The sequence below is a fragment of the Vibrio sp. Vb2960 genome, assembly GCF_033337665.1.
In the GTDB taxonomy this organism is placed as follows: Bacteria; Pseudomonadota; Gammaproteobacteria; order Enterobacterales; family Vibrionaceae; genus Vibrio; species Vibrio alginolyticus.
The window spans coordinates 33,607-57,570 of record NZ_JAWORD010000003.1; the positions used below are offsets into that span (position 1 = coordinate 33,607).

The following is a 23,964-nucleotide window of genomic DNA, read 5'->3' on the forward strand; positions in this document are numbered from 1 at the left end:
GAAAAAAGATGATTCATTTACCCAATGATGACGTGACGTGTGGTTGGTACCATGCGTTGCCAAGTATTCCAGAAAAATCGGCGTTAAAAGGTAAACAAAGTGCTGACTATGCCGTGTTAGGTGCCGGTTTCGCAGGCCTAGCTATGGCAAGACGTTTAGCTGAACTTATGCCTAATGCACGAATTATACTGATTGATGCGCAACGTATCGGCCAAGGGGCTTCAGGAAGAAATTCGGGCTTTGTTATCGATTTGCCTCATAAGTTTTCACTTGAGCATCCCGACCCTGAGCACAAGCAAAAGTTATTATCACTCAACCGTTCTGCGATTGCTCAGCTAAACACTTTAGTGTCGAAGCACAGTATTTCTTGTCAGTGGTCAGCAAAGGGCAAATATCAAGGAGCCGTAGGGGCGCGCGGTGAAGCGTATCTCGATCACTTTGAGCACCTAATGAAAGACCTTGGCGAACCATACTTCCATGTTAATGGCAGTGAGCTGGCGAGAGTCTTGGGAACAAACTACTACAGCCGCGCAATTTACACGCCAGGTGGTTATTTAATGCAACCTGCTGCTTTGGTGCGTGGGCTAGGGGAAAGCCTTCCAGAGAACGTCGAGGTGTTAGAGAACTCGCCAATCCGCAAGCTCAGTAAAGAAAACGGTTGCTGGGTATTACATGGAGATAGTGGCTCTGTTGAAGCCCCTGAACTGCTGCTTGGGACCAGCATTTTTACTCGGGAGTTTGGTTATCTTAAAAACAGACTACTTCCAGTGATGACGTTTGCAAGCTGGACGCGTCCATTAACCGACGCAGAAATGCAGCGATACGGAGGTGAGCTGAATTGGGGGTTAACTCCAGCTGATCATGCGGGAACGACGTTACGTATGACCGCCGATCGACGTATTTTGATCCGCAATACTTACAAACACGTGCCGAAATATGGCTCAAGCATGAACGATAAAGTCAGAGAACAAATTCGCGACGATCATCGTCAGGTCTTTCTGGCGCGTTATCCCGAGCTGGCCGACGTACCATTTACTCACACATGGGGTGGGGTGTATGCCATCTCTCGTAACTTTACTAACTTTTTTGGTCAATTAGATGAAGGTGTTTATGCCAGCGCTTGCGACAATGGTGTTGGTGCTGCGTGGGGAACCATTTCTGGAACACTGTTAGCTGACTATGTCGTTGGTGCGACATCTAAATCATTGGATGACATACAGCAAGTGACAGGAATGCCTTGTTTGAATCCGCCAGAGCCTTTTTTAGGTTTGGGAGTAAAAACATGTATCCAATTAGCAAAATGGCAAAGCCGGAGTGAATTATGAAGCAAGTCAAACTCGTTGATAGTAAAAACCTAGATTTCAATGTTCGTGGTGATACGCCGGGAATGGCGTATGTTGCAAGGGCGTTAAGCCCAGAAATTTCACCAAACATAGGCGTAGGCTTTGCTAAATGGGAAGGCGCTAAAGTGGCTTGGACAGTGCTTTATGATGAAGTTATTTTCGTGATTGAAGGCTGTTTCGAGCTGACCGCAAATGGTGAAACACATTTTGTGCACCCAGGTCAGATGCTGTGGATACCGGAAGGGACTGAATTGGTTTATGGTGGGCATGCTCTGTTCGGCTATGTGGTTCATCCAGGAAACTGGAAAGAGTTACATGGTATTGAATGACTTTTATCATTTAGTAGTGTTTCGGAAAGGCAAAACAAAAATCCGATTTTTACCCATGAGTTTTCGTAAAAGAACTTAATCTCAGTGGAGCAAGGGTTTCTTACTTGCTAGTTTCTTGGTCACGTTTCCAGACGTGTTAGACCTTTCTCAATTGCTATTTTATCTATCAAAAAGGGAAGCCTTGGCTTCCCTATAATGAGTCTTCTTTTGGCTTGGCTAAATCTTTTATTTTAGCTCAAATTTACCCTGCATGATTGCCCAGTGACCCGGGAACGAACAGAAGAATGAATAGTCACCGCCGGCTTTCATTTTCTCAGTACTGAACGTAATGCTGGTGCTTTCACCGCCACCAATTACTTTTGTGTGAGCGTAGACGCGATCATCATTTGGTTTTACGTAGTTATTTTCTGCTCCAGCTGCCATGCCATCAGTACCGACTGCTTGTAGGTTGGCTGTGTCAGAGATGACCACGTTGTGACCCATCGATTGCGCTGGCATCTTACCTGTGTGATTCAGCGTTAGTTTTACCTCTTTACAAGTGGCTGGTACGCTCAATGTTTTAGTAGAAAACTGCATCATATCGTTAGCATCTAATGACACTTCACACTCGGCACTGGCTTGGGCACCAAAGCTCATTCCTACTAATGCGAAGGTTGTTGCTAATAAACGTAAAGACATATAACACTCTCCATTTTGTATTTTAGGCTGACTTGGATTGATCTTATCCAATAGTTCTCATTATCAGCCAATTTTCACTCCAAAAACGTGCTTCAATCGGTATATTGACGTTTTGTTGCAAGCTTGTACTGGTCAGTTCCGCTATTTGATCACTCAAATGCCTTATTTCATGCGATTGCGTGAGTTAAATCAAAAGTCGTGATTAGCCAGAGTTAAGGTGAAAATAATCTCTCTAAACGGGTGGCAGAATTGTTTGGTTTTACGGTATTGGAGAGGTTTCAAGAAAGAAGCTCAGCTAAATTGCTGAGCTTCTAGAGAACAGACGACAAGTAGGCCTAGCGAGTTTGCTTTAACGTGTGCAACACATCATGCAGTGAAGGTGCGACAGTATGGCCTAATTGCTTTATTTCGTCACAAGGCTCAACCAAATCAGGAATTTGATAAGTGATCATGTTCGCTGCTACCGCAGCACGTACGCCATTATTTGAATCTTCAAAGGCGAGACATTTGGTTGGATCTACGCTTAGACGACTTGCTGCAAGCAGGTAGATCTCTGGATCAGGTTTGCCGTGTGACACTTCACAGCCTGTCGTTAAGTTGTCGAAATACTTGCTTAGGCCCGCGAACTCCAACTTCTTCTGTGCCACTTCTTTTGCTGTAGAAGTGGCGACTGCAATTGGCAACCCTTGGCCTTTCAACCACTCAAGCAGCTCAATCACCCCTTCTTTTACCGGTATCGCTTGGTGCTTAACCACAGCGTCGTAACGGTCGCGCCACTCTTGGTGTAAGCGGTCAAGATCATCCCCATAAGCTTTACGAAAAATCACTTCAATGCCCGCTGCATTGCGACCAATGATTGAAAGGTAAACATCTTTATAGAAGGGTAGGTTCTGGGCTTCACATGCTTCTTGGAAAATATGCATACAGACGCGCTCAGTATCAAGGAGCAAACCATCCATATCAAAAATAGCAGCTTGGTAGTTCATTACATTAAGACTTTTTGGTTGGGATGGCGCATTTTGACACAAGCCGATCGGTTTTTCTTCTAAAAATTAGAACTTGATTTTGATCCTATGAGTTCACATTGCCTCTGAACACACTATACACAGAGTCTATAAATTAGGTGTGAAATATAATGTTTTTAAAATTATAAAATTCAGTTAAATAGATAAAACTCTATCTTAATATAAGCTAGAGTTTTATTAATATTCTATTGTTATTTTAACTATTGGATAATTTATTAATAGTTAAAATTAATAATAAAATAATACCAAATCACGATTGTTTACGACTGCATGAGTGTACCAGCTCTTGACTTCAGATATTTGTTGCTCTGATAAGCCTCCGAAGTCAACGTTATCTTGGTGAATATCTTGATTTTTTATCATAAAAACAACAGGGAAATCGTCAGGGAATGGGAATTTTATAGGATAATCGGTATTAGTGAATGGAATATCGCAGAAATCGTTTACATCGCAAGGATACCAAGAGTTATTGGATAAGTAATAACCAGTTATCTTACATATAGCTTCAAGCAAGTAAGCATAGGCGTAACCCAAGTGACTGTATTTTATCTCTTCAGACAGCATCTGCATAAGAAGCTCTTCAGCTCGGATGCTTTCGCCACTACTTTCCAGCATTTCATTAATCACTTTAAAGGAGTCTTGACACCTTTCCATGATGGCTTTTTCTAGCTCTGGATTACGCTCATTCTTTAGTACGTTAAAAACCTTTTCAGTATCTAATGAATATACTGTCGCCCCATATCCCATATTTTTATTCTCCTCACTTTTATACAGTTAAATTCATTTAAGTGTTTTTATCGAAGGGATTATATTTTGATGTTTTTTGAAGGTAAAGTGTATACATAGAGGTTGTATTTATTATGATGAACTTTGAAAGTTTAGATTCTTAAAATAAATACTATATATTTAATTTTATTAGATCTGGCTCATAAAAATACCTTAACTATTATTGTGTTTATTGTTAAGGGTTATTAAATCTGTGAGGTGGTTCAAGACAATAAAATTTAGAAGAAAATACCGTCAAACTTAGGTGGCTATTCTATCTGAGCACTCAGCTCACTACTTATAGTGGGCTGAGTGAGCGGTTGGGCATCGGCTCTTTATTTGGCGATGAATATGCCATATTAGGTGATATTCGTTAGTGTCTATTTTATCCCCAGCCGTTTTGCTAATCGGTGCAAATTGCCGTTATCTAATTCAAGCTGACGTGCCGTTGCTGCCCAGTTGCCTTGGTTTTCTTCCAGAACTCGAACAATCATCGCTTTTTGGAAGGCGTCTGTGGCAGGCTTTAATCCGCCTTTTGGTAGCTCAAGCCGAGATTTTTGTTCCGTTTTTTCAACGTTCTTGATGTTCTGATTCGGCGTTCGAATATCAAAATCTTGCTCAACTAACTCAATGTCCATGGCGTGGGTACGCGCTTTTGCCAAAACACCAGCACGTTTAATGACATGTTCAAGCTCTCGCACGTTGCCTGGCCATGAATAGTCTTTGAGTGTCTGCACCAAAGTGGGAGACAAACGAATGCTATTCAAGCCCAATTTGCTTCTTAAGCGTTCGGCAAAAAAGCCTGCGAGTAACACCACATCGTCTTCACGTTCACGAAGAGGTGGAACATGAAGCGGGAAGACGCTTAAACGATGATACAAGTCGGCTCGGAAGCGCCCAGCAGTCACTTCTTCATGCAATATACGGTTAGTGGCGGCGACAATGCGTGTGTTGACTCGAATATGGCGGTCATCACCCACACGTTGAATGTCGCCGTATTGTAGGGCTCGAAGTAACTTAGCTTGCAGTTCTAACGACAGTTCGCCGACTTCATCCAAAAACAGTGTGCCGCCATCGGCTTGTTCGAACTTACCTTTACGATTGCTGATTGCGCCCGTAAATGCGCCTTTGATATGTCCGAACAACTCGCTTTCCGCGACTGATTCTGGCAGCGCCGCACAGTTGAGGTAAACCAAGGTATTGTTAGAGCGGCTAGAGCGATGGTGAATAGCGCTGGCAACCAACTCTTTACCTACGCCTGTTTCTCCCATCACTAACACAGACAGTTCCGTATCGGCGACGGCATCAATCTGCTCTTGAAGATTCTTCATACCCTGAGAGTTGCCAATGATTTCATTACTTAAGGTGCGTTTCTCGGCGTAAGAATCACGTGGCAGGCTCGCTTGTGTCTCTAGTTGTTCTAGTAGGAGTGCAGTGTGTAGACCACCGGCTGCCAACGCGCTGACAAAACGTAACTCTTGGTTGCGTAGCCCATCAAATTGGTTGGGGTCGAAGGCGTCAATCGTAATGGCACCAATCAGTTGATCGTCGATCAGCAAAGGTAAACCAATGCAGGAATGGACATGTAGTTTGTCATCGTGGTTTGGAATCAAGCCATCGTATGGATCAGGTAAGTCGCTGTCGGAGGGAAAGCGCACGATATCGCCTGCTCGGGCAATGGCTTCTAATCTTGGGTGCTGCTCAATGGAGAAACGGCGTCCAAGGACCTCTTTCGCCAATCCATTGATCGCTAAAGGTTTAAAGTGCTGGTCTTCATACAAAAGAAGGGCAGAAGAGTCACACTTCAATACGTCTCGAATCGTGGTTAATAACGTATCAAAGCGAGCCTGTTGAGTGAGCGCCGAGTTAAGGTCTTGCGTGATGTGTAGCCATTGCGCGATTAAAGAAGTCATAGCCAATACCGATTGTGTCAATATGACTATTGTAGTGTCTAAATGACTATTTTCAACTGTGTCTAAATGACAGTCATTAAAGTTGGGTTTTAATTAAGATATTGAAATATATAGCAATTAAAAGTTGGCGCGCCCAGTGCAATACAAGAAGAAATTATTTTTGTTTATCCCGTCATTCAAGGTAGTAATTATGACAATTCACGTAAAAAACAACATCCACTGGGTAGGTCAACGCGATTGGGAAGTTCAAGACTTCCACGGTACAGAATACAAAATGACAAAAGGTACCAGCTACAACAGTTATCTAATTCGTGAAGAGAAAACCGTATTGATTGATACGGTCGATCATCGATTCAGTCAACAATTCATCCAAAATTTAGAGATGGAAATCGACCTTAAGTCTATCGACTTTATCGTGGTAAACCATGCAGAGGAAGATCACTCAGGCGCATTGTCGGCATTGATGGAGAAGATTCCGAACATGCCAATTTACTGTACAGAAGCGGCGATTGATTCGATTGTGGGTCATCACCACCATCCTGAGTGGAACTTCAAAACCGTAAAAACGGGCGACAGTATCGATATTGGTAACGGTAAGCAATTAGTCTTCGTGGAAGCACCGATGCTGCATTGGCCAGACAGCATGATGACTTACCTAACGGGCGATGCAGTGTTATTCAGCAATGACGCATTTGGTCAGCACTATTGCGATGAACGTCTGTTCAATGATGAAGTGGATCAAAATGAGTTGATGGAACAGTGTTTGCGTTACTACTCAAATATCTTAACGCCATTCAGCAGCTTGGTAACCGCAAAAATCAAAGAAGTGCTGAGCTTCAATTTGCCTGTCGACATGATCGCCACGTCACACGGTATTGTATGGCGCGATAATCCGGTTCAAATCATCGAGCAATACTTAGCATGGGCAGACAATTATCAAGAAGATCGCATTACGATTTTCTACGATTCAATGTCAAACAACACTCGAATGATGGCCGATGCAATCGCGCAAGGCATTCACGATGTCGATCCTGGTGTGGCGGTCAAAGTCTTTAATGTCTCTAAGCATGATAAGAATGAAATTCTCGCCAACGTATTCCGCTCAAAAGGCATCTTGGTTGGTTCTTCTACCATGAATAACGTCATGATGCCGAAGATCGCAGGCATGCTAGAAGAAATTACCGGTCTGCGCTTTAAAGCGAAGAAAGCCGCTGCATTCGGTAGTTACGGTTGGAATGGTGGCGCGGTGGAGCGTATCCATGCTCGATTGACCGACGCAGGCTTTGAAACCGCAGTGAGTTTGAAAACCAAATGGCGACCAGATGGTAAAGCGATGCGTGAATGTCGCGAACATGGTCAAAACATCGCGAAATTATGGGCAAAGCATGACCTGACAAGTCCTGTTATTTCTCCGGCAATTGCTGCGTCTGCACCACAAGTTCAATCACAACCTGCTGCGCCAGCTACAACACAGGCGGTAGTAGATACTGCTCCTAGCAACCCTAGTACCGAGGCGCATCCTGCAGGTTGTCAATGCATGGTTTGTACGGTTTGTAATTGGGTATACGACCCAGCTAAAGGCGAGCCTAACCAAGGTGTTGAACCGGGTACAGCTTGGTCGGAAGTGCCAGATTACTTCTTGTGCCCAGAATGCCATTTAGGTAAAGACGTTTTCGTTGAATACAACGGTTAGGAGGGAATATGCAAGCACCTATTGTGATTATTGGTAGCGGCTTTGCGGCTTACCAATTGGTGAAAACAGTGCGTCGAATGGACGCACATATTCCGCTGCAAGTGTTTACTGCTGATGATGGCGCGGAATACAACAAGCCCGATTTGAGTCATGTATTCAGTAACAAGCAAACTGCCCGAGACTTGGTAGTTAAAAGTGGTGAGGCGTTTGCACAGGAACACAACATCGAACTGTTCGCCCATACCAAGGTTGAGCATGTCGACGTGCAAGCTCAGCAAGTGGTCGCCAACGGCCAAACCTATCCTTATTCCAAACTGGTGTTTGCGACAGGCGCGAAAGCCTTTGTGCCGCCAATATCTGGTGGTGCAGCACCTGAGGTGATAACGCTGAACTCGCTGCAAGAATATCAATTAGCGGAAGAGCAAATTAGCCGCGCGGAACGAATTCTAGTAATGGGTGGTGGTTTGATCGGCGTCGAGATCGCCATGGATCTCGCAACCAGTGGTAAAGCCGTTACGGTGGTTGAGCCAAATTCCCGTTTGCTCGCTAACTTGATTCCTGAATTTGTTGCATTGCCGCTGGAGAACCAACTTAAGCAGCAAGGTATTCAACTTGCCTTAGAGACTGGAGTTGTCGCGATCAATCACTCGGATGATTCGCTGGTGGCAAGCTTGAGCAAAGGTAAGGAAATCGAAGCCGATGTAGTGATTTCAGCTGCGGGTTTACGTGCTAACACTTGGTTAGCGAAGGCTTGTGGGTTGAGTGTCAATAAAGGCATCGAGGTGGATGCTCGATTACAGACATCAGCAGCCAATGTGTTCGCATTAGGCGATTGTGCTGAGATCCAAGGTCGAATGATGCCGTACCTCCAACCGATCGTGCTAAGTGCCAATGCTTTGGGCAAACAACTACTGGGGCAAGAAGCAGAGTTGAAACTACCGCCTATGATGGTAAAGGTGAAAACGCCGAGCTACCCAATTCAACTGGCGGGCGATTTTAGTTCGGTGACGAATTGGAGTGTGCAGATTTCTCAAACTGGTATTGCCGCAAAGGCTGAAGATGAAAATAGCGGACTCATGGGCTTCGTCGTGACGGGCGAACAAGTCAGCCAAGCATTTCCATTGCTTCGAGAGTTGTCTCAAGCCGCTCAGGCTTAACCGATTTAAACGAAAAGAATTGTAATTAGAGAGGGTATTATTATGTCGCATCTACGAATTCCTAAAGACTGGACTGTTCAACGTTCAACGCCTTTCTTCACTAAAGACAATGTGCCACCAGCGCTACTGACTCATCACAATACCGCTGAGGGAGTGTTTGGACAGCTTTGCGTCATGGAAGGGCAAGTGACTTACTACGGCTTTGCTGATGAAAATGCCACAGAAGCAGAAGTAGTGGTGGTGATTAATGCAGGCCAGTTTGCTACCAGCCCACCGCAGTACTGGCACCGTATTGAGATGAGCGATGATGCTCAGTTCAACATCAATTTCTGGTCGAATAAGGACAAGAGTGGGCAAGCGATGTTCCATGCTAAGCAGTAGTAAACCTTTTTAAGTGCTTTGACTGTTATGCTAATCGTCAAGTAAAGGGGTGTAGAAGGCGCAATAAACGAACTGAAATACTGGATCATCGAGACCGTGGAAAGAGAAATCACGAGTAATGATTTCAATTCTTTAGTAGCATGTTACGAAACATTTCAGTCAGGTGAACTAAGGGAAGCGTGCAATGGAAAAACAACGAGTAGCATTTATTGGTCTGGGTGTGATGGGGTACCCAATGGCTGGTTACCTAAGTAAAGCGGGCTTTGAAACCAAAGTATACAACCGCACAAAAGCGAAAGCCGATAAGTGGGCTGAAGAATACCAAGGTGTGGCTTGTGAAACACCACGTGAAGCCGCAGAAGGCTGTGACATTGTTTTTACCTGTGTGGGTAATGATGATGACGTTCGTAGCGTTGTTTACGGTGAAGAAGGCATTCTGGTCGGTTTGAAAGCGGATGCAGTGTTAGTGGATCACACGACGACTTCTGCAGACCTAGCGGTTGAGCTGGCTGAAGCGTGTGTTAAGTACGGTAATCACTTCATTGATGCGCCAGTTTCTGGTGGTCAAGCGGGCGCAGAAAATGGTGTTCTAACCATCATGTGTGGTGGTGAACAAAGCATTTTTGACCGTGTGTCTCCGGCGATGGATGTGTACGCGAAGCAGATGACGCTACTGGGTGAAAACGGTCAGGGTCAACGCTGTAAGATGGTAAACCAAATCTGTATTGGTGGCGTTTTACAAGGGCTGAGTGAAGCTTTGTTGCTGGCACAAAAATCAGGCTTGGACATCGCTCAAGTTGTAGAAACGCTTAAGCATGGCGCTGCAGGTTCTTGGCAGATGGAAAACCGCGCAAATACGATGGCTGAAGACAAGTTCGATTTTGGCTTCGCTATTGATTGGATGCGCAAAGACTTAGGTTTCTGTCTGCAAGAAGCTGAGCGAGTGGGTCTAGAACTTCCACTGACTAAGAAAGTGGATGAGCAATACGCAGACCTTCAACGTGATGGTTTAGGTCGCATGGATACATCAGTACTGATCAAAGCGGTAGCTAAAAATCAGTAGTTGATGAATCAGTAATAGATAAACAGTTCTTTGGTATCAAAGAGCTTAAAGAAATCTAAGTTAATCATAATGAATCTCCTTGAGCATGGTTTGTGACTTGTGATTAAGGATTAGTGATTTGAAATCAGGAGGTGCTGTAGAGCACCTCCTTTTTTTCGTCTTTAAATCACACAGTGTAATGATTGCAGCGTTCGCTTACTTGTTTAAGCCTAGTGCAATTTCAAGACCTTTGCCGTACGCTTCGTCCGCTTGGTATGCGTGTTGAACGTGGCGCTGTTGGATGAACTCTGGTACACCGTCCATTGCGCGAGCTGTGTTATCGAGCAGAGTTTGACGTTGCTCTTCGCTCATCAGACGGAATAGGTCACCCGCTTGGCTGAAGTAGTCTTCGTCTACACGATGATCGTAGTGATCAGCGTTGCCATTGATGCGTAGAGGTGGCTCAGAGTAATCTGGTTGCTCTGCCCATTCTTGTTTGTAGTTTGGCTCGTAACCCAGTGTTGAACCAAAGTTGCCATCAACGCGCATTGCGCCATCGCGGTGGTAGCTGTGAACAGGGCAACGAGGTGCGTTCACTGGGATTTGATGGTGGTTCACACCTAGACGGTAACGCTGAGCATCGCCGTAAGCGAACAGACGACCTTGTAGCATTTTATCTGGAGAGAAGCCGATACCAGGTACTACTGCTGCTGGGTTGAACGCTGATTGCTCAACTTCTGCGTAGAAGTTTTCTGGGTTACGGTTCAGTTCGAACTCACCAACTGGGATCAGTGGGTAATCTTTTTGAGACCATACACGTGTTAGGTCGAATGGGTTGAAGTTGACTTCATCCGCTTCTAGCTCAGGCATGATCTGTACGTACATCTTCCATTTAGGGAAGTCTTGACGCTCAATCGCTTCGTAAAGGTCACGGTGATGGCTTTCGCGGTCTTTACCTACGATTGCTTCTGCTTCTTGGTCAGTTAGGTTTTTGATGCCTTGCTGAGTTTTGAAGTGGAATTTCACCCAGTAACGCTCGTTTTCTGCGTTGATGAAGCTGAATGTGTGGCTACCAAAACCATGCATATGACGGTAAGACGCTGGGATACCACGGTCACTCATTACGATAGTCACTTGGTGGAATGCTTCTGGTAGTGATGTCCAGAAATCCCAGTTGTTGGTAGAGCTACGCATGTTAGTGCGAGGGTCGCGTTTTACTGCGTGGTTTAGGTCTGGGAATTTTAGTGGGTCACGTAGGAAGAATACTGGTGTGTTGTTACCAACCAAGTCCCAGTTACCTTCTTCAGTGTAGAATTTAAGTGCGAAACCACGGATGTCGCGTTCTGCGTCTGCTGCACCGCGCTCACCAGCTACGGTAGTGAAGCGAGCAAATAGTTCTGTTTTTTTGCCGATGTCAGAGAAGATTTTAGCGCGAGTGTATTTTGTGATGTCGTGCGTTACTGTGAACGTACCGTAAGCACCAGAACCTTTTGCGTGCATACGACGCTCAGGGATCACTTCGCGGTCAAAGTGTGCCAATTTTTCAAGGAACCAAACGTCTTGTAATAGTTGAGGGCCACGAGGACCTGCAGTCATAACGTTTTGGTTATGTGCGACAGGGCAACCTGCTGCTGTAGTCAATTTCTTGTTTGTCATTTTTCTTCCCCCTCCAGGGCTCAATACCTTAGAAACTGTAGAGGAGGTTATTACGGAAAAGCTGGAGGAGAAAACTGATATTGCTTATCAATTCAATAGATGGTGACTATGATCGAAACTATATTAGAATCAGAAATTTACTACATTAGCTTGATTGACATAACAATCGACGTTCTCGAATACGATTGACTGGGGGGAGCGCTATCCAGTTAGCGTGTCTGCGATGCTAGTAATATCGCCCCTTAAATGAAGTTTTACGTGTCATCAAAGGGGCGAAAGGGGGAAGTAATTAAGAGTACTTCACTTCAAGTTGTTCAGCTTTTGCAAATGCTGGGTGTGTCGCGAGCTGTTTCCCATAACGTTCAATATTAGGGAAGTGATTAACTAAACCAAACTTTTGAACCAATTCGACAATGAAAGACATCATGATGTCTGCGCCAGTCAGACGCTCTTCTACTAGGTAAGTTTTGCCTTCTAAGGATTGCTCGAAGTAGCCTAGTACATTCATTGCTTCCTTGTCGGCATAGCCTGATAAAAACTGAGTTTCATTTGGCTCTTTGCTTACGAAGATTTTTAGCAGCATAGGTAAAATTGCGGAGCTTTCTGCAAAGTGCATCCATTGCAAATATTCTGTGTGTGCTTTTGTACCGCGCTCAGGAGCAAAGGCTCCGTCACTGTATTTCTCAATCAAATATTCGGTCATTGCACCCGACTCAATGATAATCTCGCCGTTATCTTCAAGAACAGGTGACTTTCCTAATGGGTGAACACTTTTTAGTTCTGGCGGTGCCATGAAGGTCACGGAATCACGGACATAGGGTACAATCTCGTAATTTACATCTAGCTCTTCCAGTAACCAAATGATGCGCTTTGAACGAGACTGATTGAGGTGGTGAAGTTTAATCATTTACATATCCCTTTTTATAATGGGTCGTTAATCTGTACTACAAGCTTGCCGAAATTCTTACCTTCCAACAGACCGATGAATGCTTCTGGCGCATTATCCAGTCCTTGTACTAGATGTTCGCGGTATTGGATCTTTCCTTCTGCCAACCATTGATTAATATCTTGCGCAAACTCACCGTAACGATGTCCGTAATCATCAAAAATGATGAAGCCTTGCACCTTGATTCGTTTGGTCAGGAGCTTACCCATTAGTAATGGAAGGTGGTCGGTACCTTCAGGCAGCTCTGTCGCGTTGTACTGAGAAATCAAACCACAAAGTGGGATACGCGCATTTGTATTCAGAAGTGGCATTACAGCCTCGAATACTTTGCCACCTACGTTTTCGAAGTAAACATCAATACCTTTGTCACAGGCATTTTTCAGTTGTTCTGCAAAGTCTTCAGCTTTGTGATCAATACACTCATCGAAACCAAGTACCTCTTTAGCGTAACGGCATTTTTCTTCTCCGCCTGCTATACCAACAACTCGGCAACCTTTGATTTTACCAATTTGACCAACTGTTGCGCCTACAGGCCCCGTAGCAGCTGCTACCACGATGGTTTCCCCTGGTTTTGGCTGACCAATGTCGAGTAAACCCATGTACGCGGTAAATCCTGGCATACCTGCAACGCCTAGCGCGTAAGAAGGATTTTGCGGTTCTTTACCAAGTTTAATGACCATCTCACCAGTTGAGATAGCGTAGTCTTGCCAGCCAACAGTGTAGGCAAGAACCCATTCACCTGCTTCGTAATCTGGGTGGTTTGATGCTTCTACCTGACAAACTGTACCACCGACCATTACGTCATCAATTGCAACAGGGTCAGCGTATGATTCGGCATCACTCATGCGACCACGCATGTATGGATCTAGAGATAAATAAACCGTTCTCAATAGCATTTCACCCTCTTTCGGAGTCGGTTTCGTTACCTCTTCTAAACGAAAGTTTTCTTGTGTCGGTGCACCATGGGGACGTGACGCGAGTACGATTCTGCGATTTGTTGCGTTAGTCATATCTATCTCACTTGTTGATTAGACCGGTCGTCTAGTATTTGTTTCAAAATATCCCGCTTATTTAAAGCGGGAAGGTTTACTGTGTTAACACTGACGCTTTTTCTGACAGTGAAACGTGTGTAGGGTGTTCATTCTGCTTCCACGCCGCCCATTATGGGCAAGTGCGCGTATTCTGCAGTAAGTGTTGAGTATAGGTCAGACTTTGCGTCAATGCTGCCTGATCTTGATAAAGTTTGTTCAGCAAGCTAGCGCCATTCCAAAGGTAGTATATCTGCCTTGCTAATAACGCACTGTCACCATTGGGGATTGAGCCATCTTGAATGCCGATGTCAATGCAATCCGCTATCGCTTGAATGGTTTTGTCTGCTCCTTGGCGTAATGCCAAGCGCATTGACTCAGAGAGATCGGAGACTTCTGCACTTAACTTAACCAATAAACATTTGTTCGCATTACACACGTCGTCTTCTACTTTGACCATTTCTTCGAAATAGCTCATTAGGCGTTGGTAGCCACTCAGTTCAGTATTGGTAAAGCGTGCGTTTAAACGCTCAAAATACTTAGTAAAGTAGTCTTGAATCATCGCTTCACCAAATTGTTCTTTGGATTTGAAGTAATGATAAAACGAGCCTTTTGGCACTGCGGCCTTTTTTAATAGCTCTGAAAGACCAACACTTGTGAACCCTCGGTTTACGATCAACTCGTATCCGACGTCGAGAATATGTTGGCGTGTGTCATTCGTCTTTGCGTTCATGAAGTGTACTATAGAATGAATTAGACCAGTCGTCTAGTATTTGTTGTGGGTTATTTAATCAGCTCATACTCAATAACAAAGAGCGTGTCGGTATTTGGGTAGATTTCTCGAATTAGCTGCTTGAGTTTTGGTAGTTCGATGGCTTCTTGTTCGGCATGAAACTCATTAATATCTTCAAAGTGAAGTGGTTCTACAGAACGTATCTTGATATCGCAGACTTTACGATCCGTTTCTAAGGTAAAAACTTCGACTTCTGTATTGGGAACGTAATGGCTTTCTGATTCATCTCGAATCGTTATCGTCTTTTTGCCTGACGTGATCAACGGGGTTAAGAATTCAAAAAAAGTAATCTTGGTTGGATGAGATGGCATGATGTACTCGTTAGTCTGGTTGTTTGGCGTAATTATATACCCAAATCCCCCAGAGATTCCTGTATTACTAGAACGATCGAGCGCGGATGAAGCGAATTAACTTGGCACTAAAGTAACCTGAGATAACGCCTATCCAGTTGGTGCTGAGATCATCAAAACTAAATGATCGATTTGGAATAAAAAGTTGGCTTATTTCTTCCATTGAAACGATAGCTAACAGCAGTAGCAAAAGACGAATCCCAAAAACGTCGGTTTTATTCGAGCTCACCAGAGAAGGGAACGTGAAGACCGATAAAAAGCCGATCAATAAACTGAAAGTAAAGTGAAGCGTACTTGATCCGCCTAAGTAGGTTTCCATTTGCAGGTAAGCAGTATGGTGTAGGTCAGAGCTTTTCCACAAAGAGAGTGAAGCGGTTAGCATCAGGACTAAAACAAAACTCGTGCGTGCCAGTATTAAAGCCATAATTAACCTATTGGAAAGAAGCCTAAGTAACGTTTTACAAAGTACAGTGCAGCTAAATTCTGGATAGCCATGCCAATTGCCATTGCCCACGCTGCACCAATCACACCAAACATTTGACAAAGCGTAACAAGTAGGCAGATGGACACCGTACCGGAGGAAATTGTAATGTATTTCATGGTTCTCTCATGACCACTCATTAATAATAAAAAACCTACTGAACCAGTCGCAACATTGACTAACTGCCCCAGAGAAAGGACGACTAATAGTGGTGCCGCGGCGAGAAACTCCTCACCAAAAAACTGCATTACAAACTCGGGGAAGAGGGTGCAAATAATTACGGGTACAATCGCTAAACCAACATTGGCTCGGCACGCCAAGCGGCTCAGGTTCTGCAGTTTGCGCATTTGACGCTCTTTGTAGAGAGAGGCAAACATCGGGGCGACCACAAAGTTAATGGTAATCAGCACAAAGCCAATCAGTAGTGATGTGCGTTGGGCTGCGGCTAACAAACCGATTTCCGCTGTTGAGATAAAAAAGCCCGCAATAACAAGGCTTCCCCATTGAAGAACATTCGTGAAGATACTGCCAACCCAGACTTGCTTGGCAGAAGCGACCATTTTTTTGTTTGGTACGAAAGCCGATGTTTGATATTGATCTGAGCCAAGCCAATTGGCACTGGATATGACCGCGACGCCTATGCTCGCTAAAAGCAGTGCGGTCATTAGATTGTTGATATTTTGCTGACCGATATAGTCTAGGGCAAAGACAAAAATGACCATCAACATGCTTACCCCAAGCTGCAACGCAAACAGAGATGATACGACTTTTCTACATGCTTGAAGCACCCGACTGTTGGTTTGCGCAAGCACCAAGAAAGGTATACAAAGCAAGCATAAAGTAATCGCATACATTGGTGATTGAGTCTGGTTTAGCTGTTCTGGAAACAGATTAAACCCTGCCAACAAAACGCCTATGGCGAGCAAGCAAAATGCCATACTTCGATAAAGTGCGGTTTTATAGTTTTGGCTTTGTTCAAGCTTCTCTTTGTTATTAAAAGCGATCGCATTGTAACGAACTAACGAGACATCAAAACCTAGCTGAGAAACAATAGCGAGTAGCGAGACTAGGTTGAATAAAAAGAAAAATTGACCGGCCGTCGAAGCGTCACTGGTCTTCGATACAATCAGAGTCAGTAAAAAAGCAAATAGCGCACTCAACACACGCGTGATTGCGGTTTTTAATCCAGTAGATAACAAGCTTTTTTTACCGCTGGGCATCAACAGTAATTTTTGTTGAACAGTGTGAAACATAGGGGCATTTAACCGTAAATATTATTGAGTGCGAGGCGCTGTTTTTCTTCACTGAAGGCATCGTTTAATTCTGCTGTATATTGGCGAAAATCGATCTCTTCATAATGATTGACACAATGCGCGATCTGCTTGGCCATTTCTTCAGGTGTGAGCGCTAAAAACGGGTAGTTGAGATCTTTGGTTGCGCCGATGGTCCGAATAACCATAGGAAGATGTAACTTGGATGCTTCTAGAATGGTTAACGGCATCCCTTCCCATGCTGCAGTATGTAGATAAAGGTCTGAACCCTTGAGCTTTTCAACTACCTCATCGCGAGGCAGCATGCCCGTTACATCCACATTTTCAGTGCGTAATTTCTGTTCGAGTACGTGGTCACCGCCACCTATCCATGTGATCTCTATCGGGCGGTTAAGCGCATACCGATTAAGGAACTGCAATGTGCTGATAAGAAACTGAGGATCTTTTTGGGGCGCGACACGACCAAGTACAACGAGCTTCAGCGCTTCTTGCTTGTTTCGCTCTATACGATCTTCACTTTGATAAGACACGTAGTTGTTGAGCAGTTCGGCACGTTTCGCACCAATGCTAATGGCTAGGTCACACTCTCGTTGGCTACAGCCTGCAACCACATCAATTTTGCTCAATTTTACTTTCTCTAGTGCTTTATAGATCTGGCGTGCAAGCTCTGAGATATCTTCACGTTCGAAGGCATAACAGTGCGGTGTGTAAACCAAGCGTGCCTTGCCAAGCTTTAGAAATCGGCCGAGAAATCCCGCTTTACTCGAGTGCAAATGCACGACGTCGGGACCAAGTGATGCAATCATGTGGTTTGCATCGCGAATAAATTGAAGCAAGCCGCCTTCTACCCACTTTGTCTGTACGAAAATGTGGTGGTTGTTCTCATTGGTCAAGTCGTTTTCTCGGGCTCTGGCTAGCAAGAAATGTTGATAAGGCTCGTCTCTGGATGAGTGAACATAACTATAGAGGGCGGTTTGAACGCCACCTCCAAACGCTTCTGTAACATGGAGTACTTTCTTCATGATGATTTTGTCCCTGGTGTTTGCATCCATTTGTGTTTAAAAGCATCACGCTCTTGCTCTGAATAAACGTGGCGATACAAGGGAAGATCGTACATATAGAACAGTTTTGAGAAGTCGTAGTGATTCTTAAAGTGTTGGTGGATATTGGAGTACCACTTGTTTTTCGCTTCGTTGCTGTTTTTTAGCACGAAGTCTTGCAACTCAAGAAACTCACCGATTTCTTTATCAAGAGAACTGAGCTGTTCGCATTTGATTAGCATGACGTTGGCCTGAGCGTTCTGGAATGTGAAGAAAGGTTGAGTGTTGTCCAGCTCTTGGCGCATCACATCGATATTGAAATTACGCTTTAACTCGTTGTCGAACCAGTCCGCAAAATAGTTGAGATTGATATAGTTATCAAAGCAATGCTCGAGGTGCTGATACGTGACTTCCATATCTCGGTGAATTGCATCGTTCTTTTTGCCTTCGATAAATTGCAAATGGAGATCTTGAAAGAAGCGAGAAAAGACAGTTGCGATTGGATCGCGGACCAGCGTAACGATTTTAATCTGCTCGCGTTTTTGTAAGATACGTTTTCGCTGCTTGAGCACTAAGCGATAGAGTGCGCGGTTTCGGAAGTCGAAGAATTTACTCACGTCTTTTTTATTGTGATACATGTGAAATTCTTCGTGATCATCAAAGGTGTGGATGTGATAGCTCGGGATATTTTTCTCCCCTAGCGTGTGCTCAATTGATGAGGAGCCAACTTTGCCCATTTGGTAAACTAAAACAAAATTATCAGCTTGGAGTTCTCGGTTCTTTTCAAATTGTCGAGAGATTGAATACTTCATCTATCCTATCCTTGATTATTCATATTCGTGGTGATGGTTTACCGGAAAAGTATGAGCAATGGCCCTTGAGTCGTTGCTCATGCTGATCATGACGGGTAATAAGAGTATTAAAATTATGGTGGTGTTTACCGCAACGAAAAACACCATGATGAGGGCGTATATCGCAAGTAATAGGCTTTTTCTGTTTTCATTAAGACTACGGAAGCAAAAGCGAATAAAAAGAAAATAACCACCAAACAGCAGACCGATACCAAGCAATCCGTATTCAATTGCGGTATCTAACACAAAGTTGTGGGTGTAGATCGCCAGCTCATCATAATTAAAGTAACTGATCATAAAGTTGGGTAACATTTTCGCGCCGACACCTAACACCGGGTGTTGAAATAAAATATCTAGCCCATTGGCAAGTAAAAGTTTTCTATGAAGATTCGATACCCAGCGGGCTTCACTTTGGTTGGCAAATAAGACGTCTTCTTGGGTTATTTCCAATGTGTCTGCTAGCGTTTCAAACCCAACGTAGAGTGTGGTTGTGACGGCAGTAAACACAATGAAGCTTAAGGCTAATAAAATCGTCCACGTGTACGTTTCGCTGAGCGATTTTCTCATTAAGTTTTTTACGAGCAGTTGGTCAAAGAAGAAAAGCAGACAAAAACCAAGTAGCGCTTTTCTTTCTTGTGACAACACCAGTAATACTAAAGCTACGAGCATCAAAAGGTGGAAAGCGCGAATTTTATCTCGATAAAGGTACAGTAGTGAGCACAGTACACCGAACCCGTATTTACTTACCCCGAGTAACTTAAACCCGCTTTGATAACCCTGAGCAAAGTGCCATAAGGCAACGAGCGTACAGATGAAAAACAACAGATACGTGAAATAAACCATTACCCGTTCGTCATCAAACACGCCATAGGCGTACATTAGGCTCAGTAGGCACAAAATCGCTAACCATTGCACAGTTTCTATAACTAGCGGCATTGAAGGGACGCGATTTAGCAGACCATTTATGAACACATACCCAGTGAACAATACGAGGAACCCCATACAGGGATGCATGAGTTTTTCAGCTTTTCCTTCCAATACCACTAATGCAGTAAAACCAATGGACAAAAGGCTTGCGATGTCAGATGGGGCTAGCGCTATTCCTCCAGCACGAAACTTCATAGGAATAAAGAATAATGCTAATAGGCATGCTGCAAGCAATGAGGCGCGATGGCTCGATGGCGCGGAATTATTTGTTGGCGCAAAGCTGCTGGTAGATTCCATAGTAACCTTCACGAAATTTATCGATGGTGTAGAGAGAGGCCCTATTGACGGAGTATTGACTTGCAGCGTTATACCGCTCAACACTTTCACACAGTTGGAGAACTTTTTGGCTCAGTTCAGTGGCGTTACCAACTTGAAATAAATATTCGGCACGTCCGGTGACGTCATCCAAACCAGGTACGTCCGACGATAGTACGGGTAAGCCTGCTGCCATTGCCTCAACCGCCGCCAAACCAAAGCCTTCGACGTGCGACGATTGCACGTAAATATCCATGTCGTTCAAAAAGGCTGGAACGTCAGAAACTACGCCATGAAAGTGAACACGTTGCGCGACGTTGATTTTTGTTGCCAATGCTTGCAGTGACGATTTTTTTTCTCCATCTCCCGCAAGGTGGAGTTCGTATCGTCTTGGTAAATGGATAAGTGCTTGGATAAGCGTTTCATGATCTTTATGTTGGTGAAGTCGGCCCACCATTCCAATCTTGATAACTTGTTTGTCGATTAGGTGGCTGGCGCATCTTGGCGTCATAGAAAACCTTTTTAAATCAACGCCATTGTGCACCACGTGATATTTGTGTTGGTAGCGAGGCATGAACTTCACCAGTTCATCTTGTACTTTTTCACTAATACTGACCGTCAAGTCGTGGCCCCAATATAAGACGTATTCCATGAACTTAAACAGCGGATAGTCACGTCGACGGTTATAAGAACAGTGCTCAGTCTGGATTCGTTTTTTACCTACCGCCAATAGCGCTAGGTAAATGGAAGGGTAGAGGTGCCCGTGAACGACATCCGGCCAACGCAGCAAAGAGAATTTCTCACTCAATGACAATGTGCGCCAGTTAAAACACTCTATACCTTGGGCGGATAGCATTGGTAAGTAATCATTTTCATAACACAAGACCAAAATTTTGATTTCGTATTCAGGCTTATGTTCTAAAACAAGGTCGACTAAGAACTTCTGAGCACCGCCGTTCTGAGAAAGATCATTGATAATATGTAGAATCTTGGTTTTCATGATTAATTGGTCAGATATTGCTGTTTAAGGTCGGTGATTTCTGCATTTGAGAAAAAGTGCTTCGTCAATTTAGAATTCAGCATTTCTTCAACGTACTCGGGTGTAGGTTGAAATTGCGTTTTGAATTCTTTCATTAGTGGCGAGTACCATTTGTTGTCTGATTGATTTTCATAAACAACATCCACGGGGTAACCTAAAAAGTCTTCAACTGCGGAGTTAGCCTGCGTTAGCTTGTCACTTCGAATGACCAACAGTGAGAAGTTATTGTTATGGTATGTTTGATAGCCTACTTCGTGATTAAAAGACTCGTTAAACACATCAATCCCTGTTAGTTGTTTGATCTCGTTGTCAAACCACTGCAGCGCATATTGATGATTCATGTGCTTATCAAATGCTTCTTGGAGTAATTGCGGTCGTTCGGTACGTATTGCGCTGTCATCCTTTAGATATTTGTCCGCCATCCAAAAAGGAAGTGCTTGAAAGAACATTGAGACATTTCGTCCGATCGGTTCTCGCACCAGCGAGATAATTCGAACTTTTTTTTTGCGCTTTAACATATGGCTCATCGTTATACGCTTTAGTCGTCGCTTTAACGCATTGATCTGAGGTTTATGCAATTGCGCTCTAACGGGGGATATTTGTTTTTGCGCATCGACGGTCATAAGGTCGTGCAAGTGAATCGAGTTAGGAATGGAATGCTCTAATGCACTCGAACCTACTTTGCCCATTTGATAGATCAATACCGGCTGTTCTTGGCTTTTCAAGGTTTGGTACCAAGATAGGTTTACGTTAGTAGGCGTATTTCTGGACATAAAGCGTCTCTCCTTCCTTGGCCTTGGCTTGTGTGATTAAGACGCCAAGAGATGGAACTGAGTGTTGTATTTGTTTAGATAACGCAAGGTTAACCAGTGATGATTTTGTTGATTCTGAGCGAATGACGGTAATCAGACCATTGGCATATTGACCAAGAATAAGTGCGTCACTCACTGACAGTAGGGGCGGCGTATCGATAATGATCCGGTCATACTTATTTTGAAAATGTTCGAGCAACTTTTTAAAGCGATCAGAAGCCAGTAATTCCTGTGGGTTTGGCGGAATTAGGCCGGCCGATAATACATCTAAGTTGGCTTCTTTTATATGTGTAACACAATCTTTGATTGGCGTATCCATCGTCAGGATATGCGTTAAGCCAGGGCTTGATTCAGCAATACCGAATCGCTTTGCGATGGAAGGTCGACGTAAATCGCAGTCGATGATCAACACCTTTTCCATTTTTGAAAACGACACCGCCATATTGATACTGGTCGATGTTTTTCCTTCTTCTGGAATAGCAGAGGTAAAGGGCAATATCTTTTGCTTCGTGTTGGTTAATCTGAGCAGAAGCGAGGTTCTGACGGAGCGGCAAGCTTCACTAAATAGCTTTTCTTCATCATCTAAATACGCGGTATAACTGACGCCGTTTTTACGCAAATTGCGTTTTTTGACCATAGGAATCACACCTAAACACGTAACACCAAGTTTTTCCTGCACATCGGCTGTGCTTCGGATAACTTCTCGCATCGTTTCTAAGATGATGACCAGAGCGCAAGCAATGGCAAAGCCAAAAAAGGTGGCAATTAGTACCAGTTTGATTCGTTGTGGTGCCACCGGGAATAGAGGGATGATGGCTTTATCAGTAAAGCGAGCAGTGACATTCTTGTAGTCGCTGGTGGCGTTGGTCTCTTTCTCACGATTTAAGAACGCTTCATAGAGTGCCTTATTGGATTCAACCTCGCGTTTTAACTGTTCGTAACGCGCTTTTTGTGACCCTAACGATTGGAAGTCTGACTTTTTGTTATCGAGTTCTGCTCGAAGCATGTCCTCTTGCGCTTTTGCAGCAAGAAGGTCTTGTTGCTTACTGAAGGAAATGTCCCGGATGAGTTGCTGGGTTCTTGATTGAATTTCAGCAAGCTGTGCTTTCGCCTGAATCATTCGATCATGCTTAGGTCCGTAGCGCTGTGCCAGTTCAGAGAGATTTTTGGCTGCCTGTGCTTCCGACAATTTTAGATCGCGGATTTGCGCTTGATTAGCGAATTCATCAATTGACAACAAGCTGTCTAAACTTTGCGAAGATTTACGTCGTAACAGTTGGATTAACGTCTGCGCTTCAATACGCTTATTAACAGCGATATTCAGCTTGCGAGTGAGTTCTTCTAGCTCATTTGCGTAAATTTCATCAATACCGTTTATATCGATCAACCCTTCTTTTAACAAGAATTCTTGCAGCGCTTGCTCCGAGTTACGTAATCGCTCCTCCAATTTTTGAGAGTTATTTGTCAACCAAGTAGCCGCATTTTGTGTAACGACCAATTTGGCTTCAAAATTTGCGTCAATATAGGCTTGGCCGACCGCGTTGGCGATTGTCGTAGCAAGCTTAGGATCGGTAGAACGAAAGCGAATTCTGACTAATTGGGTGTTACGTACTGGCTCAATATCGAGTTTACTTCTGAAAGCTTGAAGTGCCTGATAATAGGACTCTGAAAACTGCGCGGTTTCTTTTGGGCTTGGTGCCACATTCAGTAGGTCTTGAACAAAAGGAATCGACTTTATTTGGTCGATTTTTTTATTTAACCCCCCTGAGCTTGTGAATTCAGGTAATTGGGTGAGGTTCAGCTCTCTAATGACCTTATCTGCAATATGATTCGATTTTAAAATGGCGATTTGCGTTTGAAAGTACTCTTTTTTTGTCGTGTCGACGCCATATACTTCCTCGATTGAAAGGGCGCTTTTTTGCTCCTCTTGGATGAGTAGCGTAGCTGTAGCTTGGTATATCGATGCTTTGGAGTAGATATACCAAGTACAAGTTAATGAGAACAGAAGCGTGAATGCTGCGATGCTTAGCCAATTCTTTTTAATCGCTTTGAAGTGATGGCCAAAACGAATCAGTTCTACTTTGTTCATCTGGAGATTATTTGGATGAGTCCCGTTCATTTGATTCCCT

At 44.0% G+C, this 23,964-nt stretch carries 23 protein-coding genes; 6 read left to right on the top strand and 17 right to left on the bottom strand.

What is annotated here, in order from left to right:
* The first annotated feature begins 8 nt into the window (after window positions 1–8).
* Window positions 9–1,325, top strand: coding sequence for an FAD-binding oxidoreductase (locus tag R7O03_RS03460; protein WP_318131493.1), 1,317 nt, complete (start codon window positions 9–11; stop codon window positions 1,323–1,325).
* A complete protein-coding gene (locus R7O03_RS03465) occupies window positions 1,322–1,672 on the top strand; it encodes an ethanolamine utilization protein EutQ (protein ID WP_053303838.1) in 351 nt (116 codons plus the stop codon). The genes R7O03_RS03460 and R7O03_RS03465 overlap by 4 nt, the downstream gene beginning before the upstream one ends.
* A gap of 225 nt (window positions 1,673–1,897) precedes the next feature.
* Here R7O03_RS03465 and azu read toward each other — a convergent pair whose 3' ends face one another.
* The 4 genes from azu to norR all read right to left on the bottom strand — a co-directional run bounded on the left by azu (window position 1,898) and on the right by norR (window position 6,053).
* A complete protein-coding gene (gene azu / locus R7O03_RS03470) occupies window positions 1,898–2,350 on the bottom strand; it encodes an azurin (RefSeq protein ID WP_005375211.1) in 453 nt (150 codons plus the stop codon).
* A gap of 335 nt (window positions 2,351–2,685) precedes the next feature.
* A complete protein-coding gene (locus R7O03_RS03475; protein ID WP_318131496.1) occupies window positions 2,686–3,336 on the bottom strand; it encodes an HAD family phosphatase in 651 nt (216 codons plus the stop codon).
* 267 nt (window positions 3,337–3,603) lie between these two features.
* Window positions 3,604–4,122: a hypothetical protein gene (locus R7O03_RS03480; RefSeq protein WP_005375218.1), complete on the bottom strand. Its 519-nt coding sequence runs from the start codon at window positions 4,120–4,122 to the stop codon at window positions 3,604–3,606.
* Between the two features lie 398 nt (window positions 4,123–4,520).
* Entirely contained in the window at window positions 4,521–6,053 is a 1,533-nt protein-coding gene (gene norR / locus R7O03_RS03485; RefSeq protein WP_318131498.1) for a nitric oxide reductase transcriptional regulator NorR, read from the bottom strand.
* A gap of 190 nt (window positions 6,054–6,243) precedes the next feature.
* Between norR and norV the strand changes: the two genes are divergently transcribed.
* The 4 genes from norV to R7O03_RS03505 all read left to right on the top strand — a co-directional run bounded on the left by norV (window position 6,244) and on the right by R7O03_RS03505 (window position 10,347).
* Window positions 6,244–7,746 carry an anaerobic nitric oxide reductase flavorubredoxin gene (gene norV, locus R7O03_RS03490; protein WP_411977460.1) on the top strand — a complete coding sequence of 501 codons (1,503 nt, stop codon included), beginning with the start codon at window positions 6,244–6,246 and terminating at the stop codon, window positions 7,744–7,746.
* 8 nt (window positions 7,747–7,754) lie between these two features.
* Window positions 7,755–8,903, top strand: a complete 1,149-nt coding sequence (gene norW, locus R7O03_RS03495) for an NADH:flavorubredoxin reductase NorW (RefSeq protein WP_137283057.1) — start codon at window positions 7,755–7,757, stop codon at window positions 8,901–8,903.
* A 42-nt stretch (window positions 8,904–8,945) separates the two neighbouring features.
* Window positions 8,946–9,284: a DUF1971 domain-containing protein gene (locus R7O03_RS03500; RefSeq protein ID WP_005375231.1), complete on the top strand. Its 339-nt coding sequence runs from the start codon at window positions 8,946–8,948 to the stop codon at window positions 9,282–9,284.
* Between the two features lie 184 nt (window positions 9,285–9,468).
* The gene (locus R7O03_RS03505; RefSeq protein ID WP_017821261.1) at window positions 9,469–10,347 is read left to right on the top strand and encodes an NAD(P)-dependent oxidoreductase; all 879 of its coding nucleotides are present in this window, start codon (window positions 9,469–9,471) and stop codon (window positions 10,345–10,347) included.
* Between the two features lie 195 nt (window positions 10,348–10,542).
* Here R7O03_RS03505 and R7O03_RS03510 read toward each other — a convergent pair whose 3' ends face one another.
* The 13 genes from R7O03_RS03510 to R7O03_RS03570 all read right to left on the bottom strand — a co-directional run bounded on the left by R7O03_RS03510 (window position 10,543) and on the right by R7O03_RS03570 (window position 23,954).
* A complete protein-coding gene (locus R7O03_RS03510) occupies window positions 10,543–11,982 on the bottom strand; it encodes a catalase (RefSeq protein ID WP_033906756.1) in 1,440 nt (479 codons plus the stop codon).
* A gap of 289 nt (window positions 11,983–12,271) precedes the next feature.
* Entirely contained in the window at window positions 12,272–12,889 is a 618-nt protein-coding gene (locus R7O03_RS03515) for a glutathione S-transferase family protein (RefSeq protein ID WP_005375238.1), read from the bottom strand.
* 14 nt (window positions 12,890–12,903) lie between these two features.
* Complete coding sequence (locus R7O03_RS03520) at window positions 12,904–13,938, bottom strand: NADP-dependent oxidoreductase (RefSeq protein ID WP_115386773.1); 1,035 nt, start codon at window positions 13,936–13,938, stop codon at window positions 12,904–12,906.
* A gap of 151 nt (window positions 13,939–14,089) precedes the next feature.
* Window positions 14,090–14,689, bottom strand: a complete 600-nt coding sequence (locus tag R7O03_RS03525; protein WP_005385858.1) for a TetR/AcrR family transcriptional regulator — start codon at window positions 14,687–14,689, stop codon at window positions 14,090–14,092.
* A 50-nt stretch (window positions 14,690–14,739) separates the two neighbouring features.
* A complete protein-coding gene (gene yqfB / locus R7O03_RS03530; RefSeq protein WP_005385855.1) occupies window positions 14,740–15,060 on the bottom strand; it encodes a N(4)-acetylcytidine aminohydrolase in 321 nt (106 codons plus the stop codon).
* Window positions 15,061–15,127: 67 nt separating this feature from the next.
* Window positions 15,128–15,523, bottom strand: a complete 396-nt coding sequence (locus R7O03_RS03535) for a VanZ family protein (RefSeq protein WP_033906760.1) — start codon at window positions 15,521–15,523, stop codon at window positions 15,128–15,130.
* 2 nt (window positions 15,524–15,525) lie between these two features.
* A complete protein-coding gene (locus R7O03_RS03540) occupies window positions 15,526–16,833 on the bottom strand; it encodes an oligosaccharide flippase family protein (protein WP_213867405.1) in 1,308 nt (435 codons plus the stop codon).
* Window positions 16,834–16,841: 8 nt separating this feature from the next.
* Complete coding sequence (locus tag R7O03_RS03545) at window positions 16,842–17,873, bottom strand: glycosyltransferase family 4 protein (protein WP_005385852.1); 1,032 nt, start codon at window positions 17,871–17,873, stop codon at window positions 16,842–16,844.
* The gene (locus R7O03_RS03550; RefSeq protein ID WP_017821256.1) at window positions 17,870–18,703 is read right to left on the bottom strand and encodes a putative capsular polysaccharide synthesis family protein; all 834 of its coding nucleotides are present in this window, start codon (window positions 18,701–18,703) and stop codon (window positions 17,870–17,872) included. The genes R7O03_RS03545 and R7O03_RS03550 overlap by 4 nt, the downstream gene beginning before the upstream one ends.
* A 15-nt stretch (window positions 18,704–18,718) precedes the next feature.
* The gene (locus R7O03_RS03555; RefSeq protein ID WP_318131501.1) at window positions 18,719–19,966 is read right to left on the bottom strand and encodes an O-antigen ligase family protein; all 1,248 of its coding nucleotides are present in this window, start codon (window positions 19,964–19,966) and stop codon (window positions 18,719–18,721) included.
* Entirely contained in the window at window positions 19,932–20,984 is a 1,053-nt protein-coding gene (locus R7O03_RS03560) for a glycosyltransferase (RefSeq protein ID WP_318131503.1), read from the bottom strand. The genes R7O03_RS03555 and R7O03_RS03560 overlap by 35 nt, the downstream gene beginning before the upstream one ends.
* A gap of 2 nt (window positions 20,985–20,986) precedes the next feature.
* A complete protein-coding gene (locus tag R7O03_RS03565) occupies window positions 20,987–21,796 on the bottom strand; it encodes a putative capsular polysaccharide synthesis family protein (protein WP_065275440.1) in 810 nt (269 codons plus the stop codon).
* Window positions 21,774–23,954: a GumC family protein gene (locus R7O03_RS03570; RefSeq protein ID WP_005385847.1), complete on the bottom strand. Its 2,181-nt coding sequence runs from the start codon at window positions 23,952–23,954 to the stop codon at window positions 21,774–21,776. Before R7O03_RS03570 ends, R7O03_RS03565 begins: the two co-directional genes overlap by 23 nt.
* Window positions 23,955–23,964: the final 10 nt, after the last annotated feature.